Below are 16,167 nucleotides of genomic sequence, written 5' to 3'. Positions count from 1 at the left end.
TGGTGTCTTTCGATGGACGAACAGAACCGGAATCTCATTCTCGCCACGGTGCTCAGCTTCGTGGTGATCCTTGTCTGGTTTGTCCTGTTCCCGCCACCGGAGCCGATCGAACCGGCAACCGCACCACAAGACGGTACCGCCCAGACGGCACAACCCGCCGATGTCGCCACGCCAACCACGAACGCTCCTGCCACGGCCACGACCACTCCGGTCGACCCGATCGATGCGCCGCGCATCGCGATCGAGACACCGCGCCTGACCGGTTCGCTGTCGCTGGCGGGTGGTCGTATCGACACGCTGAAGCTCAAGGACTACCGCGAGACAATCGAAGACGACTCACCCATCGTGACGCTGTTGTCGCCTGTCGGCAGCGACCATGCCTATTATGCCCTGTACGGCTGGGCCCCCGGCCCCGGCGTCACACCCGAAGACGTCCCCGGCCCCCGCAGCGAATGGACACAAGTGGGCGAAGGATCCCTGACGCCCGCCACCCCCGTCACGCTGACATGGACCGGCGCCAGCGGTCTGACCTTCACGCGCACCGTCTCTGTTGACGATGATTTCATGTTCACGGTCACGCAATCCGTGACCAACGGCACATCACAGAACGCGGCCCTTGCCCCCTACGGTATCCTCGCCCGTCACGGCGAGCCCGAGGATCTTAAGAACTTCTTCATCCTGCACGAAGGCGGCATCCGCATGGCGGACGGCGAGTTGAGCGAGATCGACTATGGTGACATGGCGGATTTCGAACCCGACGCGCGCGGTGTCCGCGCCGACACCGTATCCGTCGAGCAGAATGGCTGGATCGGCTTCACCGACCACTACTGGATGACCACGATCATCCCCCAGCCCGGCACACCGTTCCGCGCCTCGGCCAAATACATCGACACTCGCGACATCTACCAGACCGAAGCGGTCCTGCCGACGCAGACCGTCGCGCCGGGCGACAGCGCCGCGGTGACGACGCAGCTTTTTGCCGGTGCCAAGGTGTGGGAATCGATCACCGCCTACCAGGATGCGGGCGTCGAGGGCTTCGTCGACTCGATCGACTGGGGCTGGTTCTTCTTCCTCACCAAACCGATCTTCATCGTCCTGCACTGGTTCAACCTGCTCATCGGCAACATGGGCTGGGCGATCATCGGCCTGACGCTGTTCATCAAGGCGCTGCTGTTCCCACTGGCCTACCGGTCCTACGTGTCGATGGCCAAGATGAAGGAACTCCAGCCCGAGATGGAGAAACTGAAGGAGCGCGCCGGTGACGACCGCCAGAAGCTCCAGCAGGAGATGATGGCGCTCTACAAGAAGGAAAAGGTGAACCCCGCCGCAGGCTGCCTGCCGATCCTTCTGCAGATCCCGATCTTCTTCTCGCTCTACAAGGTGATCTTCGTCACGCTCGATTTGCGGCATGCGCCGTGGATCGGCTGGATCCGCGACCTCTCGGCACCCGATCCGTCCTCGATCCTGAACCTGTTCGGCCTGCTGCCCTACGGCACGCCCGACCCGTCCTCGATCCTGTTCATCTTCTCGCTGGGCGTCCTGCCGATCTTCCTCGGGATCTCGATGTGGCTGCAGCAGAAACTGAACCCGGCCCCGACCGACCCGACACAGGCGATGATCTTTGCCTGGTTGCCGTGGGTCTTCATGTTCATGCTGGGCACGTTCGCCAGCGGACTCGTGCTTTACTGGATCGCGAACAACCTGATCACCTTCGCGCAGCAATACATCATCATGCGCAGCCAGGGCTACAAACCCGACCTCTTCGGCAACATCAAGGCTGGCTTCAAACGCAAGTCGAGGGAATGACCGGCCGGGTCGACAGCCTGTGGCGCTACCCGGTCAAGGCACATGGCCGCGAACGGATCGGTGCCGCCGACCTGACGCCCGGCCAGTGCCTGCCCTGGGACCGCACCTGGGCCGTCGCCCATGAAGACAGCACCGCCGACGGGTCGGACTGGGCCCGCTGCTCCAACTTCATGCGCGCGGCCAAGGCGCCGGGCCTGCAAGCCATGACCTGCATCCTTGACGAGGCCAGCGAAACGGTGACCTTCGACCACCCTGACCTCGGATCGCTCACCGCGCACCCCGAACGGGACGCCGATCGACTGATCGCGTGGACGGCCCCCCTGCAGCCCGAGGGTCGATCGGCATCCGCCCGCGTGGTCCGCGCGACTGCGCGCGGCATGACCGATTGCGATCACCCCACCATCACGCTCTGCAACCTCGCCTCGCACCGCGCGGTGTCGCAAAAGGCCGGCGCGGACCTCTCGATCCACCGCTGGCGCGGCAATGCCTGGATCGACGGGCTCGCCCCGTGGGAGGAGTTCGACTGGGTCGGCCAGCGCATCACGCTCGGCACCGCTACGCTGGAGGTGCTGGAACGCACCGAACGCTGCCTCATGACCCATGCCAACCCCGACACCGGCAAGCGCGACATCCCCCTGCTCGACGTGCTCGACACGTGGGGCCACCGCGACTTCTCGGTCCAGGCGGTGGTGGTCACACCCGGACACGTCGCCGACGGTGACGCCGTGGTGCCCGCATGACCAACGCCTTGCCCTTCCCCCTCGCCGAGGCACCCGACCGCGACGCGCAGGAAGCCGCCACGCGCCTCTTCCGGCAGGGCGCGGACTTCCTCAAGGGCGTCGTCGCCATGTCGGGCCTGCCCCCCGCCGACCGCATGGAAGTCTGTTTCGCGGGCCGCTCGAATGTCGGCAAATCGACCCTGATCAACGCCCTCACGGGCCGCCGCGCCCTCGCCCGCGCCTCCAACACGCCGGGCCGCACGCAGGAAATCAACTTCTTCACCCTGGCCGACAGCCACTACCTCGTCGACCTGCCCGGCTACGGCTTCGCCAAGGCCCCCGTCGCCGTGGTCGAAAAATGGCAGCGCCTGCTCAAGGCCTACCTGCAGGGCCGCCAGTCCCTGCGCCGCGCCTTCGTCCTCGTCGACGCGCGCCACGGCATCAAGCCCGTGGATGAAGAGATCATGGCGCTGCTCGACACCGCCGCCGTCCCCTTCCAGACGGTCCTGACCAAGGCCGACAAGATCAAGGCGGCGGACGAGCCTAAACTCCTCGCCCAGGTCCGCGGCAAGCTTGCGAAACACCCCGCCGCCTTCCCCGAACTCATCCTCACGAGCAGCGAAACCGGCGCCGGCATCGACACGCTCCGCGCGACGATCGCCACCCTCGTCTGATCTTCTTCTCTTTTACAAATATGTCCCCCGGAGGGCCGATCCGCCACGCTTGACCCGACCGGCATGACGCGCCCGGCCCGCCACGGGCTTCCCTCCCCCGGGGGGAGGGTCAGGGAGGGGGTCGCGGCGCACCCTTGCGCGCCAGCGCCCGATCAGGTCAGACGTGCTGGCCGCCGTTCACCTCGATCTCGGTCCCGGTGATGTAGGATCCCGGAGAGGAGCACAGGAAAAAGATCGTGGCGGCCACTTCCTCGGGCTGGCCGATGCGGCGCAGGGGCAGCGTTTCCACGATCTTGTCGGTGCCGGGGGACAGGATGGCCGTTTCAACTTCGCCCGGAGCCACCGCGTTGACGCGCACGCCCATCGGGCCGAAATCATGCGCCATCTCGCGGGTCAGGGCCGCAAGCGCCGCCTTCGACGTGGCATAGGCCGCGCCCGCGAAGGGATGCACCCGGCTGCCGGCGATCGAGGTGATGTTCACGACCGCGCCACCGGCCGCGGCCAGCTCCTCCTTCAACCCGCGCGCCAGCACGACCGAGGCGAAGAAATTGACGTGGAAGACATGCCCCCATGTCCGCAGGTCGGTGTCGATGGTGTTGAGTCGCGCCCCGTCCGGCCCTTTCGGCGAGATCCCCGCATTGTTCACCAGCGCGTCCAGCCGCCCGCCAAGCCGGGACTTGATCTCGGCCACCTTGGCAATCGTGTCGTTGGGATCCGCGAGGTCGATCTGCACGTGGTTCTCTTCGCCGCCGCCCCACGGACATTCGGCGGGAAACGGGTGGCGGGAACAGGTGATGACGCGCCAGCCTTCGGAATTGAACTTCCGCACCGTCGCGTGGCCGATCCCGCGGCTGGCGCCCGTCAGCAAAAGGGTCTTCGTTTCGGCCATGTCGCGCCCCCTGCCCGGTCCATGGCACCAGCCTAGTCCCTGCACCCGCGCGCCGCAATCGCCCTTGGCCCGCGCGCCGCTGGCGGGTAACAGGTTGGAACCGCGACCAACCTGACCCGAGCCCGCACGCCATGACCCGAGATTCCATCGCCACAGCCCGCACCCTGAACGAGGCGCTGCCCTATCTGAAACGGTATGAGGGCGCGACCGTCGTCATCAAGCTGGGCGGCCACGCGATGGGGTCCGATGACGGCATGGCGAGTTTCGCCCGCGACGTCGTCTTGATGCGGCAGGTGGGCGTGAACCCGGTTGTCGTGCATGGCGGCGGGCCGATGATCAACGCGATGCTCGACCGGCTGGGCGTCACCTCGCACTTCGTGGACGGCAAGCGCGTCACCGATGCCGAGACGATGGAAGTGGTCGAGATGGTGCTGTCGGGCCGCGTGAACAAGCGCATCGTGCAGGCGATCAACGAACAGGGCGGCCGCGCGGTGGGCCTGTCGGGCAAGGATGCGCGGCTGATGCGCTGTGAACCCGCCGATCCCGCGCTGGGTCTCGTCGGCAGGCCGGCGCAGGTCGATCCCTCGATCCTGCGCGACCTCGCGGGCGCCGGGGCGATCCCGGTGGTCGCACCGCTGGGCTTCGGCGAGGACGGAGCGACCTACAACATCAACGGCGACACGGCGGCGGGCGCCATCGCCGGCGCGCTGGAAGCGGACCGCCTCCTGCTCCTGACCGATGTCGAGGGGGTGAAGGACGCCTCCGGCGCGCTCGTGACCGACCTGACGGTGGACCGGGTGCGCGACATGACCGACGAGGGCGTGATCGCGGGCGGCATGATCCCCAAGACGCAAACCGCCGTCGACGCGATCCTCAGCGGCGTGCGCGCGGCGGTGATCCTTGACGGTCGCGCGGCCAATGCCTGCCTGCTGGAACTTTTCACCGATCACGGGGCGGGATCGATCATCCGTCGGTCCTGACGCAACCGTGATCACGCGCCGCATGGACGAATGCCGCGCCCGAGGTCACATATAGATCATGGAATATGAAGGCATCATCCGTCTGGCCATCTTCCTTGGCCTGTTCGCCATTCTCGCGGTGACCGAGGCGCTGGCGCCGCGGCGCGTGCGCAGGCAGCCGCGCAAGACGCGCTGGGTGACCAACTGGGGCATCACCATCCTCAACACCGTCACGCTGCGCGCGCTGGCGCTGGCCCTGCCGCTGCTGGCCGTGGGTGCCGCCGTCGACGCGCAGGCGCAGGGCTGGGGCCTGTTCAACCAGACCGACTGGCCGGTCTGGATCGAGATCCTTGCTGCGATCCTGATCCTCGACCTCGCGATCTGGGCGCAGCACCTCGTGACGCACAAGGTGCCGATCCTGTGGCGGCTGCACCGGGTGCATCACGCGGATGTCGATTTCGACGTGACCACGGCGATCCGGTTCCACCCGGTGGAAATCGGGCTGTCGATGATCCTGAAGATCGGGCTGGTCTACCTGCTGGGCCCCGCCGCCGTCGCGGTGGTGATCTTCGAAATCCTGCTGAACGGTACCGCGATGTTCAACCACGCCAATATCCGCCTGCCGCTGTGGCTGGACGCCATCGTCCGGCAGGTGCTGGTGACCCCGGACATGCACCGCGTCCACCACTCGGTCCACCGGCATGAACATGACAGCAATTACGGTTTTGCATTGTCCATCTGGGATCGTATGTTCGGGACCTACATCGCGCAGCCGTCAGGGGGCCACGAGGAGATGGATATCGGGTTGGAGTGGCAGGACGATCGCCCGTCCAGACTGGGATGGAGCCTGTGGCTGCCATTCGCCCGCCGCTGACCGCCGATACCGGCGTGGACCTTGCGGGCGCCGCCGCGCGGCATGGCCTCATCCATATGGGCGCGTTTCACAGGGACACCGAAGAGGGAGCCCAGACGCTCGCGCTCGTCGGCACCGGCCCCGGCTTCTGGGCCGTCTTCACCGCGTCCCCCGAATACCGCGACGGGCATGCCGACCCGGTGGACCGCTGGTCGCGGCGCGTGATCGGTGAACTGGCGGTGACCACGGGGGCGACGGACACGGCCTTCCCGTTCGGCGGACCGCCCTACGCGCCGTTCCTCCGCTGGGCGGAGGCGACAGGCGCCGCGTGGCAAAGCCCGGTCGGCATGCTGGTCCATGCCGAGGCGGGATTGATGATTTCGTATCGCGGCGCGCTGATCTATGACGGGCATCTGCCGCTCGGCGCGGCCCGTGAGAAGCCCTGCACAACGTGCGATGCCCCCTGCGTATCGGCCTGCCCGGTCGATGCGCTGAGCGCCGAGACGGGATATGACGTGGCCGCCTGTCACGCCTATCTTGATACCGAAGGCGGGCTGGATTGCCTGGCACATGGCTGCAAGGCCCGGCGCGCCTGCCCGGTAAGCCGGGCCTTTGGCCGCCCACCGGAACAATCGGCGCTGCACATGGCAGCGTTTCACCCACGATGACCCGTCGCCTGATCCTGATGCGTCACGCGAAATCAAGCTGGGATGATCTCGCGCTGGACGATCACGCGCGCCGGTTGAACAAGCGCGGCCGCGCAAGTGCCAAGGCGCTGGGCAACTGGCTGCGGAAGCGGGCATACCTGCCGCACGAAATCCTGTGTTCGTCTTCCGCCCGCACACAGGAGACTTGCGCCTTGCTGGAGCTGGATGCGCCGGTGACCGTTCTGGACGGGCTGTACCTTGCCTCGACCCGACAATTGCGGGACGCCCTGCATGGTGCCACGGGGAACACCGTGCTTGTCGTCGCGCATAATCCCGGAATCGCGACCTTCGCCGCGCAGGTGGTATCGCGGCCACCCGACCACGTCCGGTTCTTCGATTATCCCACTGGCGCGACGCTGGTGGTCGATTTCAACGTCGACAACTGGCGCGATGCGACGACGGGGCGGGCGGTGGATTTCGTCGTCCCGCGCGATCTTCTCGACTGACCGGCAAGTCCTACGAAAAAGAGCGCCGGATTGCTCCGACGCCCTTTGGATCGCCCAGGGTGCCCCCACCCAGAGACTGTGTCCGTAACCTTAATGCCCCAGAATCTGGCTCAGGAAAAGCTTTGTCCGGTCGTTCTGCGGGTTGGTGAAGAACGCTTCGGGTTCGTTCTGCTCCACGATCTGGCCCGCATCCATGAAGATCACGCGGTTCGCGACCTGGCGGGCAAAGCCCATCTCGTGCGTGACGCAGAGCATGGTCATGCCCTCCTGCGCCAGCTCGATCATGGTGTCGAGCACCTCCTTGATCATCTCGGGGTCAAGCGCCGAGGTCGGTTCGTCGAACAGCATGATGCGCGGCTTCATGCACAGCGAACGCGCGATGGCGACCCGCTGCTGCTGACCGCCCGACAACTGGCCGGGATACTTGTCGGCCTGTTCGGGGATCTTCACCTTTTCAAGGAAGTGCATCGCCGTCTCTTCGGCTTCCTTCTTGGGGATCTTGCGGACCCAGATCGGCGCCAGCGTGCAGTTTTCAAGGATCGTCAGGTGCGGGAAGAGGTTGAAGTGCTGGAAGCACATGCCAACCTCGGACCGGATCTTGTCGATGTTCTTCAGGTCCGACGACAGGACCGTGCCGTCGACCTCGATCAGGCCCTTCTGGTGCTCTTCCAGCGCGTTGATGCAGCGGATCAGCGTGGACTTGCCGGACCCTGACGGGCCACAGATCACGATACGCTCGCCGCGATAGACCGTCAGGTCGATGTCGCGCAGCACGTGGAACGAACCGTACCACTTGTTCATGTTCTGGATCGAGATCGCGACCTCGTTCGACACTTTCATGGCCGATTGGTCGACCGCGGCCAGATCGCCGGTATCGGGAAGTTGGTTCTGGGTTTCCGTGCTCATGGAAAGGCCCTCCTTAACGGTGATCGGTGGCGAGGCGACGCTCGAGCCACTGTGAGTATTGCGAGATGCCGTAGCAGGTGACGAAGAACAGCAGGCTGGCGAAGCCCAGAAGCTCCCAGTAGACGCCGTTCCATTCGGTCGAGGCGAGGATCGGGCCCCGGATCATGCCCAGCACGTCGAACATGGAAATCACCGACACCAGCGTGGTGTCCTTGAACAGGCCCACGGCGATATTGACGATGCCGGGGATCGAGATCTTCAGCGCCTGCGGCAGGATGATCAGCCGCATCGCCTGCGGGTAATCAAGGCCAAGGCTGTCCGCGCCTTCGTACTGGCCCTTGGGCAGTGCGGCGAGGCCGCCGCGGATCACCTCGGCAATATAGGCCGAGGAGAACATGGTGATCATGATCACCACCCGCAGGAACAGGTCGGTCGTCGTTCCCGGAGGGAACAGGTAGGCCAGCATGACCGACGCCACGAAGAGCAGCGTGATCAGCGGCACGCCGCGGACGAACTCGATGAAGATCACGCAGATCCACTTGATGAACGGCATGTCCGACTGGCGCCCCAGCGCCAGCGCGATGCCAAGCGGCAGCGACAGCGACACGCAGGTCAGGCCCAGCATCATGTTCAGCATGAACCCGCCCAGGTCACGGGAGGGCACGGGCGACAGCATCGCGCCGGACTGGTCCTCGGGGATGAGGAACCCGCCAAGGTACCAGATCACGAAGGCCGTCGCGATGGCCCCGAAGAAGCCCGCCGCGAAGCTCGACTTGTTCAGGCGGTCGAACACGAAATAGCCCGCGATGATCCCCACGGCGGCGACGATCGGAACAAGGATCGATCCGCCCCAGATCAGCCAGTAGGCGACGAAGGGGAAGGCTGCCGTGAAGTACAAGAGCTTGCGCGGCAGGTCGAAGAACAGGACCGGCGCGATGGCGACCAGCATGAACAGGAAGGCCACGTTCGGCCGCCAATACTGGTCGGTCGGATAGGTGAAGCCGTAGATCAGCTGCGGCCAGCGTTCGGTCAGGACCGAGAAGCAACCGCCGACCCGGCCCTGCAGCACCTCGCGGCACTCGGCAAGGCTGGAGGTGTTCCAGACGCCGCCGAACAGCCATGGCAGGATGACCGACAGGACAAGGTAGATCACGTAAAGCGCGGCGATGGTCAAAAGGCCATTGGCCCATGTCGCGAACAGGTTCTCGCGCAGCCACTTGACGATTCCCGTCTGCGACGCCGGGGGCGGCGCTGGCGGGATTTCGGTCTTGCGGACGAAGGCGACGGAATGTGCGTGTGTATCGCTCATCTCAACGCTCCTTCAGCTTGATTGACGCATTGTAGACGTTCATGAACGCCGAGATCAGCAGCGACGCCGTCAGGTAGAACAGCATCAGCAACAGGATGCATTCGATCGCGCGCCCGGTCTGGTTCAACGTGATCCCGCCAAGGGTCGCCGTGATGTCGGCATAGCCCACGGCGATCGCCAGCGACGAGTTCTTGGTGATGTTGAGGTATTGCGAGATCAGCGGCGGGATGATGACGCGCAGCGCCTGCGGCAGCACCACGAGGTTCATCACGCGACCCGGACGCAGGCCAAGGGCCGACGCGGCCTCGGTCTGGCCCTTGCTGACCGCCTGGATGCCCGCACGCACGTTCTCGGCGATGAAGGCACCGGTGTAGATCGACAGCGCGAACCACAGCGCGATCAGCGGGCCGCCGATCTTGATCCCGCCGGCGAAGTTGAAACCCTTCAGCGCGGGCACGTCGAAAGTCAGGCCCAGCGCGAGGAACAGGACGATCAGCGGACCGAACCAGATCGCGAGGTTGGTCCATAGCGTCTGCGGGCGTTCACCCGTTGCTTCCTGGATGCGGGTGGCGCGGGCATTGACCGCGCGCACCGCGAAGAACGATCCGGCGAGAAACGCGATGACCAGAAGCAGGTCGGCGACGCCCCCGAACCCGCGGATAAAATAGGGCTGCGGGATATACACACCACGGTTGGTGAAGGCCGCGACGCCCAGGAACATGCTTGCATCGGGGTCGGCCCCGCGGAATTCCCGCGGGCCGGGCAGGACGGCGATCATGATCGTGAAGATGATCACAATCCAGATCAGGACCGGGATGTTGCGAAAAATCTCGACATAGACCGCCATCAGCTTGGCGACGAGCCAGTTCTTGGACAGCCTCAGCACACCGGCGATCACGCCGAACACGGTCGCGGTCACGCAGGCGAGGAAGGCGACCAGCAGCGTGTTCAGGATGCCGACAAGCGCGGCACGGGCATGGGTGGACTGGCTATCATATTCGACCAGCGTCTGGTTGATGTCGTAACCGGACGGATTGCCGAGGAATTCGTAGGAGATGTTCAGGCCGGCGGCGCGCAGGTTCTGGATCAGGTTATTGCCAAGGTACCAGATCGACAGGGCCAGCAGGATCGCGGCAATCGCCTGAAACGTAAGGGACCGGTAGCGGGTATCATTCAACAGCATAGACAGCTGGAACGACTCCTTCGGCGGGTCGGTCATCGTTGTCATTGGGGTTCCCCGTTGTTCAGCCTCTGAACTGTGCGCCGGTTTTTGGGCGAGGCCGAGTTTTTATGGCGCTGGATATGAGAAGGGCGCGACAATTGCCGCGCCCTTCATCAATTTCTTAGCGGAACGGGGGCGAGTACAGCAGGCCACCGTCGGTCCACTGCGCGTTCAGGCCGCGCGCGAGGCCGATCGGGGTTGCTTCACCGATGTTCGCTTCGAAGATTTCACCGTAGTTGCCGCCAACGGCCAGAGCCTTGACAGCCCAGTCGGCGGGCAGGCCGAGCATTTCGCCCAGGTTGCCTTCTGTGCCGAGCAGACGGTTGATTTCCGGGTTGCCGCCGGCCGAAGCCGCCATTTCGGCCAGGTTGGCCGAGGTCACGCCCAGCTCTTCAGCCGTGATGAGTGCGTTCAGCGTCCAGCGGACGAGGTCGCCCCACTCGTTGTCGCCGTGACGGACCAGCGGGCCGAGCGGCTCTTTGGACACGATTTCCGGCAGAACGACGTGCGCCGACGGATCTTCGAACGTGGCGCGCGTTGCGGCCAGGCCCGAGGCGTCCGTGGTGTAGACGTCACATGCGCCAGCCAGGTACTGCTGCTGCGCTTCGGCGTTGGTTTCGATCGGAACCGGCTCGTAGCTGATGTTGTTCGCGCGGAAGAAGTCCGCGAGGTTCAGCTCGGTGGTGGTGCCGGTCTGGATGCAGACGGTCGCGCCGTCCAGTTCCTTGGCCGACGAAACGCCGAGGTCCTTGGGCACCATGAAGCCTTGGCCGTCATAGTAGTTGATGCCGGTGAATTCGAACTTCAGGTCGACATCGCGCGAGAACGTCCAGGTGGTGTTCCGTGCGAGCATGTCGATTTCGCCCGACGCCAGCGCGGTGAAGCGCGTCTTGCCGGTCGTGGGAACGAATTCCACGGCGTTCGGATCGTCGAGAACGGCGGCTGCAACGGCACGGCACACGGCCACGTCGAAACCTTTCCATTCGCCGTTCGCGTCCGGAGCCGCGAAGCCGACGAGGCCGGTGGTCACGCCGCAGTTCAGCTTGCCGCGTGCCTTGACGTCGTCGAGGGTGCCAGCTGCTGCTGCACCGGCTGCAAGAGCCGCAACAGTTGCTGCACCGAAGAATACGGATTTTTTCATGTTTACCTCTTCCTGATCTCCCCGAGGGATTTTTGCCACCTGCGTACAGGTGGGGATGCGGGCGCAGGGCGTCCGCAGTCACGCACAGGACAATTCAGCAGCGACCCTGCACCGTCAAGGAAAAATCCGGGACGCCCGTGACCCGTCCATCGCCCAAAACGTCAATATACTTGACCTTTCGAGTCGCGCGGCGCGTCTGATTTCAGGGTCTTCATGCCGGTTGACCTTAAGGCACCTTGGCGTTTTTCGATGTCATCCGGACAATTTCACCAAACGACATGGCCGTTTGGGATCAATATCGACAATACGGGCGGGTTGAATCGCGGTTAGGTCCGGATTGCTGACCCAAACGGGGTGCCCGTGAATCCGGCAATCCGCCCTCGGGCAAGCAACTTTTTTGTGCCGCGTCCCGTTCAGGACGCGCGGGAAAGATGCAGGAATCGTTCCGCGTGCAGGAAAGCGGCGCGTTTCGTCGCAGCCATTGATTCGGCCTCTTCGTCGACGCCCCATTGCTCCTGTTGCCACAGCTCGTCCAGGCGCGTCGCCGGCCAGATTTCAACCGCCGTGACGTGGCCCGCCGCGACCGCGCAACCGATGACGGCGGACCCCGAAAGGCTGATCAGATCGTGCATCGCGGCGAGTTCGAAATACGTCATCTCGGCAAGGTGATCGCGGTAGCGCGAGAGGCTTTCGGCGGGTTGCGCGACCGGGACGATACCGGAGGTGATCTCCAGCGGTGCCTGCATGGCCTCGGCGCTCCATCGCAAGAGCGGGTCCCACGTTTCGGCTTGCCGCGCGATCAGCCCGTCCGGCCCTTCCGCGCGATAGCACAGCATGTCGGACCCCGCGTAATCGGCCAGCATCTGGACGACATCGGCATGCATCGTGGCGACCTTGTCGATCGCGGCATTTGCGGACCGGGTGACCGGCATCGACAGGGGATCGATCCGGTCTTCCTGCGCCGCCCATTCGCCGGCGATCTCGTCAGCCAGCGCTTGCGTCGGCACGATCAGCGCGCTTTTGGCCGGGGTGCGCACGCGCCGGCCATCGAGTTCGACGGTAAAGGCGTCGCCTTCGGCAGGGACTGCCCTGGTTTCGGTCCAGAACCGTTTTGCCGCCCACTCGGTCATGTGCTGCTCCATGTGTTGTCGATCCATGCGGGCAGATCGCGGATGTCGTCGAGGATGCCGCCCGATGCGCGCAACAGACCGCGCGGGTGATACCCCCAGCTAACCGCGAGCGGTGTCACCCCGGCGGCGCGGGCCATGTCCATGTCGAAACTGGTATCGCCGATCATCACCGTGGACCGTGCCGCGATCCCGGTTTCCGCCATCGCGGTTTCGATCATCGACGGATGCGGTTTCGACGGGTGGTCGTCGGCGCATTGCAGGGTGGTGAAATGCCGCCGGATGTCGAACGCATCCACCAACGCATCCAGACCACGGCGGGATTTGCCCGTGGCCGTGCCGAGGATCAGGTCATCGCGTGCGCCCAGCTGTTCGAGGATCTCGGCAACATGCGGATAAAGCGGTGAGGCCGCCTTGCTGCCCTTGGCGGCCCGCCGCGCGAAATACGCCTCCTTGTAGGCATCGACCATGCGATCAAGCTGCGCCTCGTCCCGGCCCGGCGCCAGCCGCGCCATGGCCTGCGGCAGCGACAGACCCACGATCCCGAGGATCGCGCTGCGCGAGGGTGCGGGCATGTCGACGGCGGCAAACGCCTCGGCCATCGAGCCGACGATGTCGGCCTGGCTGTCGACCAGCGTGCCGTCGACGTCGAACAGGATCAGGCGCAGGTCGCTCACCGGATCGCCTCGAACGGGTCTTCGGCGGCGAGGTCCTCGGTCCAGCCAAAGGTTTTCCAGCTTTCCGCCATGTGCGGCGGCAGGGGTGCGGTGAGGGTGATCGGACGCCCCGTTGCGGGGTGTTCGAAGGTCAGGTTGCGGGCGTGCAGGTGCAGCTTGCGGCTGATGATGCCGCCCATCTGCGCGCCCCACCCGTCGCCAAGGTTTTCCTGAGCCGACCCGCCATACTTGCCGTCGCCCGCGATCGGGTGGCCCATTTCAGCCATGTGCGCGCGCAACTGGTGGGTGCGGCCCGTGAGCGGTTCCAGCGCGACCCAGCTGGCCCGCCCGGCCACGCGGTAGAGCGTGGCGTAAAGCGTGTGCGCGCGTTTCGCGCCGGGCGTCGTGTCGATGTCACGGGGGTGGACGGCGACCATCTTCTCCCCCTCGCCCCGCGCGCCGTGACCGGGCGCCTTGACGAGCCCTGCCTTGATTTCTCCCAGGTACGGCGTCGGCACACCGGCGACGAGCGCCCAGTAGATCTTGCGCGTGGCCCGGTGCCGGAAGGCGGCGGTGAGGTCGGCGGCCACAGCACGGCTGCGCGCCAGAAGCAGCACGCCCGACGTGTCCTTATCGAGCCGATGAACGAGGCGTGGCGTGTCGTCGTAGCCAAAGCGCAGCGCCTCGCCCATGCCGTCGACATGCCGCGTCTGGCCGCTGCCGCCCTGCGTCGGCAGACCCGAGGGCTTGTTGAGCGCAAGGATGTGATCGTCCTTGTACAGCACGCAGGACTGGATCATCCGCGCATCGGCGTCGCTGACGCGGGAGGCGGGGCGCGGTTCGGGCGCGGCGCCGTCTGGCACGGGCGGGATGCGCACGCTTTGACCCTGCTCCAGCCGCGCGGCGGGTTTCACCCGGCCCCCGTCGACCCGCAATTCACCCTTGCGGCACATCTTCTCGATCCGGCCTTGGGTCAGTTGCGGATACATCCGGCGCAGCCAGCGGTCGATGCGGCTGCCATCATCGTCAGGCGCGACCGTGACCGTTTGAACTCCCGGCATCAGATCACGCTCCGCGCAAGGGCAAGACCCGCGAAACAGGCCAGGATCGAGGCGACCACCGACAACGCGACATAACTGCCCGCGAACGCGATCCGCCCATCCTCGACCAGTCGCACGACGTCGAGCGAGAAGGCAGAAAAGGTCGTGAAGCCACCCAGAAGCCCCGGCATGAGCGCCGCCGCGAACCGCGGCTGGACTGTCCCGGCAAGCAACGCGGCAAAGGCAACACCCATCAGGAACGAGCCCGCGACATTGACCATCAGTGTGCCCATCGGGAACGCGACGAGACCTGCAAGCAGGTATCGCAGAACCGCGCCAAGCGCGCCGCCGAAAGCCACGTAGATCAGGATCATGGCCTCCACATCTGCGCCCGCGCGCGCGATGTCAACCGCCCTGCCGCTTGGCCCTGAGCTGGGCGAAATAGGTCAGCCTTTTCTTCAGATCACGCTCGTATCCGCGCTCTACCGGATCGTAGAGGTCGGGGCGGTCCATCCCGTCGGGGAAATAGTCCTGCCCGGAAAAGCCGTCTTCGGCGTCGTGGTCATAGGCGTAGCCGTCGGCATAGCCCTGATCCTTCATCAACTGCGTCGGCGCGTTCAGGATGTGTTTCGGGGGCGCATGTGATCCGGTGTCTTTGGCCAGCCGCCGCGCGCCCTTGTAGGCGACATAGGTGGCGTTCGATTTCGGCGCGAGCGCGAGGTAGATCAGCGCCTGCGCAAGGGCCAGTTCCCCCTCGGGCGATCCGAGGCGTTCAAAGGTCTGCCAGCTTTGCAGGCACACGGCCTGCGCCTGCGGATCGGCGAGGCCGATATCCTCCACCGCCATGCGCGTGATGCGGCGGGCGAGGTATCGCGGGTCCTCACCGCCTTCGAGCATCCGGGCGAACCAGTACAGCGCGGCATCCGGGTCGGACCCGCGCACCGATTTGTGCAGGGCCGAGATCAGGTTGTAATGCGCGTCGCCTGACTTGTCGTAAAGCGCCGCACGGCGCGACAGCCGTTGTGCAAGCGCCGCCGTGTCGAGCGTGCCGTCCACCTCCCACGCCGCGACCTGTTCGACCAGGTTCAGAAGCGCCCGACCGTCGCCATCGGCCATCTCCTGCAGGCTTTCGCGCGCCGGACCGTCGAGCGGAAGGCGACGGTCCAGCGCCTTTTCAGCCCTTTGCGTCAGGCGTTCGAGGTCGGCGAGCGGCAGGCGCTCCAGCACCAGGACCTGCGCGCGGCTGAGAAGGGCGGCGTTCAACTCAAACGACGGGTTCTCGGTCGTGGCCCCGACGAGAAGGATGGTGCCGTCTTCCATGTGCGGCAGGAAACTGTCCTGCTGGGCCTTGTTGAAGCGGTGGATCTCGTCGACGAAAAGCAGCGTCCCCTGCCCCGCGCGGCGGCGCTGGCGGGCGGCCTCGAACACCTTCTTCAACTCGGCCACGCCGGAAAAGATCGCGCTGATCTGGACGAAGTGAAGGTCGGTTTCATGGGCCAGAAGGCGGGCGATGGTCGTCTTGCCGACACCCGGAGGCCCCCAGAACACGAGCGACGTGAGCGCGCCCGAGGCGAGCATGACGCCCAGCGGTGCCTCGGGACCGAGCACGTGGGTCTGCCCGATCACGTCCGCCAGTGTCGCCGGGCGCAGCCGGTCCGCAAGCGGACGCGGCGCATCGGCGGCAAGATCGGCGCGATCGAACAGATCGGCCAT

General features: G+C 65.4%; 17 protein-coding genes. 7 read left to right on the top strand and 10 right to left on the bottom strand.

Annotation, left to right across the window (positions count from 1 at the left end; all coding sequences use genetic code 11):
* The first annotated feature begins 12 nt into the window (after positions 1-12).
* The 3 genes from yidC to yihA are packed head-to-tail and all read left to right on the top strand — an operon-like array spanning position 13 to position 3,199.
* Positions 13-1,806, top strand: coding sequence for a membrane protein insertase YidC (gene yidC / locus ATO11_RS18225; protein WP_050532362.1), 1,794 nt, complete (start codon positions 13-15; stop codon positions 1,804-1,806).
* Positions 1,803-2,546 (top strand): MOSC domain-containing protein, encoded by a 744-nt coding sequence (locus tag ATO11_RS18220; protein WP_050532361.1) that lies wholly within the window; start codon positions 1,803-1,805, stop codon positions 2,544-2,546. The genes yidC and ATO11_RS18220 overlap by 4 nt, the downstream gene beginning before the upstream one ends.
* Positions 2,543-3,199 carry a ribosome biogenesis GTP-binding protein YihA/YsxC gene (yihA, locus tag ATO11_RS18215; protein WP_050532360.1) on the top strand — a complete coding sequence of 219 codons (657 nt, stop codon included), beginning with the start codon at positions 2,543-2,545 and terminating at the stop codon, positions 3,197-3,199. Before ATO11_RS18220 ends, yihA begins: the two co-directional genes overlap by 4 nt.
* A 157-nt stretch (positions 3,200-3,356) precedes the next feature.
* Here yihA and ATO11_RS18210 read toward each other — a convergent pair whose 3' ends face one another.
* On the bottom strand, positions 3,357-4,088 hold the full coding sequence (locus tag ATO11_RS18210; RefSeq protein WP_050532359.1) for an SDR family NAD(P)-dependent oxidoreductase: 732 nt from the start codon (positions 4,086-4,088) through the stop codon (positions 3,357-3,359).
* A 131-nt stretch (positions 4,089-4,219) separates the two neighbouring features.
* Between ATO11_RS18210 and argB the strand changes: the two genes are divergently transcribed.
* The 4 genes from argB to ATO11_RS18190 are packed head-to-tail and all read left to right on the top strand — an operon-like array spanning position 4,220 to position 7,053.
* Complete coding sequence (argB, locus tag ATO11_RS18205) at positions 4,220-5,068, top strand: acetylglutamate kinase (RefSeq protein ID WP_050532358.1); 849 nt, start codon at positions 4,220-4,222, stop codon at positions 5,066-5,068.
* A gap of 58 nt (positions 5,069-5,126) precedes the next feature.
* Entirely contained in the window at positions 5,127-5,921 is a 795-nt protein-coding gene (locus tag ATO11_RS18200; RefSeq protein WP_050532357.1) for a sterol desaturase family protein, read from the top strand.
* Positions 5,888-6,568 (top strand): hypothetical protein, encoded by a 681-nt coding sequence (locus ATO11_RS18195; protein WP_050532356.1) that lies wholly within the window; start codon positions 5,888-5,890, stop codon positions 6,566-6,568. The genes ATO11_RS18200 and ATO11_RS18195 overlap by 34 nt, the downstream gene beginning before the upstream one ends.
* Positions 6,565-7,053, top strand: a complete 489-nt coding sequence (locus tag ATO11_RS18190; protein ID WP_050532355.1) for a SixA phosphatase family protein — start codon at positions 6,565-6,567, stop codon at positions 7,051-7,053. The genes ATO11_RS18195 and ATO11_RS18190 overlap by 4 nt, the downstream gene beginning before the upstream one ends.
* 90 nt (positions 7,054-7,143) lie before the next feature.
* On the opposite strand, the gene ATO11_RS18185 is transcribed toward ATO11_RS18190, so the two are convergent.
* The 9 genes from ATO11_RS18185 to ATO11_RS18145 form a co-directional block, all read right to left on the bottom strand.
* Positions 7,144-7,893: an amino acid ABC transporter ATP-binding protein gene (locus ATO11_RS18185; RefSeq protein WP_110553770.1), complete on the bottom strand. Its 750-nt coding sequence runs from the start codon at positions 7,891-7,893 to the stop codon at positions 7,144-7,146.
* A 79-nt stretch (positions 7,894-7,972) separates the two neighbouring features.
* Entirely contained in the window at positions 7,973-9,268 is a 1,296-nt protein-coding gene (locus tag ATO11_RS18180; protein WP_050532353.1) for an amino acid ABC transporter permease, read from the bottom strand.
* Between the two features lies 1 nt (position 9,269).
* Positions 9,270-10,496 (bottom strand): amino acid ABC transporter permease, encoded by a 1,227-nt coding sequence (locus ATO11_RS18175; RefSeq protein ID WP_050532352.1) that lies wholly within the window; start codon positions 10,494-10,496, stop codon positions 9,270-9,272.
* A gap of 115 nt (positions 10,497-10,611) precedes the next feature.
* Entirely contained in the window at positions 10,612-11,631 is a 1,020-nt protein-coding gene (locus tag ATO11_RS18170) for an amino acid ABC transporter substrate-binding protein (protein WP_050532351.1), read from the bottom strand.
* A gap of 413 nt (positions 11,632-12,044) precedes the next feature.
* Positions 12,045-12,761, bottom strand: coding sequence for an ATP12 family chaperone protein (locus ATO11_RS18165; RefSeq protein ID WP_050532350.1), 717 nt, complete (start codon positions 12,759-12,761; stop codon positions 12,045-12,047).
* Positions 12,758-13,435, bottom strand: coding sequence for an HAD-IA family hydrolase (locus ATO11_RS18160; protein ID WP_050532349.1), 678 nt, complete (start codon positions 13,433-13,435; stop codon positions 12,758-12,760). Before ATO11_RS18160 ends, ATO11_RS18165 begins: the two co-directional genes overlap by 4 nt.
* Positions 13,432-14,475: an RluA family pseudouridine synthase gene (locus ATO11_RS18155; protein ID WP_050532348.1), complete on the bottom strand. Its 1,044-nt coding sequence runs from the start codon at positions 14,473-14,475 to the stop codon at positions 13,432-13,434. The genes ATO11_RS18160 and ATO11_RS18155 overlap by 4 nt, the downstream gene beginning before the upstream one ends.
* Positions 14,475-14,828 carry a fluoride efflux transporter FluC gene (locus ATO11_RS18150; RefSeq protein ID WP_050532347.1) on the bottom strand — a complete coding sequence of 118 codons (354 nt, stop codon included), beginning with the start codon at positions 14,826-14,828 and terminating at the stop codon, positions 14,475-14,477. The genes ATO11_RS18155 and ATO11_RS18150 overlap by 1 nt, the downstream gene beginning before the upstream one ends.
* A gap of 31 nt (positions 14,829-14,859) precedes the next feature.
* The gene (locus ATO11_RS18145; RefSeq protein WP_050532346.1) at positions 14,860-16,167 is read right to left on the bottom strand and encodes a replication-associated recombination protein A; all 1,308 of its coding nucleotides are present in this window, start codon (positions 16,165-16,167) and stop codon (positions 14,860-14,862) included.

This window comes from Pseudaestuariivita atlantica (assembly GCF_001205715.1).
GTDB classification, from domain to species: Bacteria; Pseudomonadota; Alphaproteobacteria; order Rhodobacterales; family Rhodobacteraceae; genus Pseudaestuariivita; species Pseudaestuariivita atlantica.
The sequence above is the reverse complement of the archived record's forward strand: the minus strand, read 5'-3'. Positions and strand labels throughout refer to the sequence as shown.

Coding starts and splice junctions, on each gene's coding strand:
- argB (WP_050532358.1), top strand. CDS start 4,220: ATGACCCGAGATTCCATCGCCACAGCCCGCACCCTGAACGAGGCGCTG.
- yihA (WP_050532360.1), top strand. CDS start 2,543: ATGACCAACGCCTTGCCCTTCCCCCTCGCCGAGGCACCCGACCGCGAC.
- ATO11_RS18145 (WP_050532346.1), bottom strand. CDS start 16,167: ATGGCCGATCTGTTCGATCGCGCCGATCTTGCCGCCGATGCGCCGCGT.
- ATO11_RS18190 (WP_050532355.1), top strand. CDS start 6,565: ATGACCCGTCGCCTGATCCTGATGCGTCACGCGAAATCAAGCTGGGAT.
- ATO11_RS18150 (WP_050532347.1), bottom strand. CDS start 14,828: ATGATCCTGATCTACGTGGCTTTCGGCGGCGCGCTTGGCGCGGTTCTG.
- ATO11_RS18220 (WP_050532361.1), top strand. CDS start 1,803: ATGACCGGCCGGGTCGACAGCCTGTGGCGCTACCCGGTCAAGGCACAT.
- ATO11_RS18180 (WP_050532353.1), bottom strand. CDS start 9,268: ATGAGCGATACACACGCACATTCCGTCGCCTTCGTCCGCAAGACCGAA.
- ATO11_RS18175 (WP_050532352.1), bottom strand. CDS start 10,496: ATGACAACGATGACCGACCCGCCGAAGGAGTCGTTCCAGCTGTCTATG.
- ATO11_RS18195 (WP_050532356.1), top strand. CDS start 5,888: ATGGAGCCTGTGGCTGCCATTCGCCCGCCGCTGACCGCCGATACCGGC.
- ATO11_RS18170 (WP_050532351.1), bottom strand. CDS start 11,631: ATGAAAAAATCCGTATTCTTCGGTGCAGCAACTGTTGCGGCTCTTGCA.
- ATO11_RS18210 (WP_050532359.1), bottom strand. CDS start 4,088: ATGGCCGAAACGAAGACCCTTTTGCTGACGGGCGCCAGCCGCGGGATC.
- ATO11_RS18165 (WP_050532350.1), bottom strand. CDS start 12,761: ATGACCGAGTGGGCGGCAAAACGGTTCTGGACCGAAACCAGGGCAGTC.
- ATO11_RS18155 (WP_050532348.1), bottom strand. CDS start 14,475: ATGCCGGGAGTTCAAACGGTCACGGTCGCGCCTGACGATGATGGCAGC.
- ATO11_RS18200 (WP_050532357.1), top strand. CDS start 5,127: ATGGAATATGAAGGCATCATCCGTCTGGCCATCTTCCTTGGCCTGTTC.
- yidC (WP_050532362.1), top strand. CDS start 13: ATGGACGAACAGAACCGGAATCTCATTCTCGCCACGGTGCTCAGCTTC.
- ATO11_RS18185 (WP_110553770.1), bottom strand. CDS start 7,893: ATGAAAGTGTCGAACGAGGTCGCGATCTCGATCCAGAACATGAACAAG.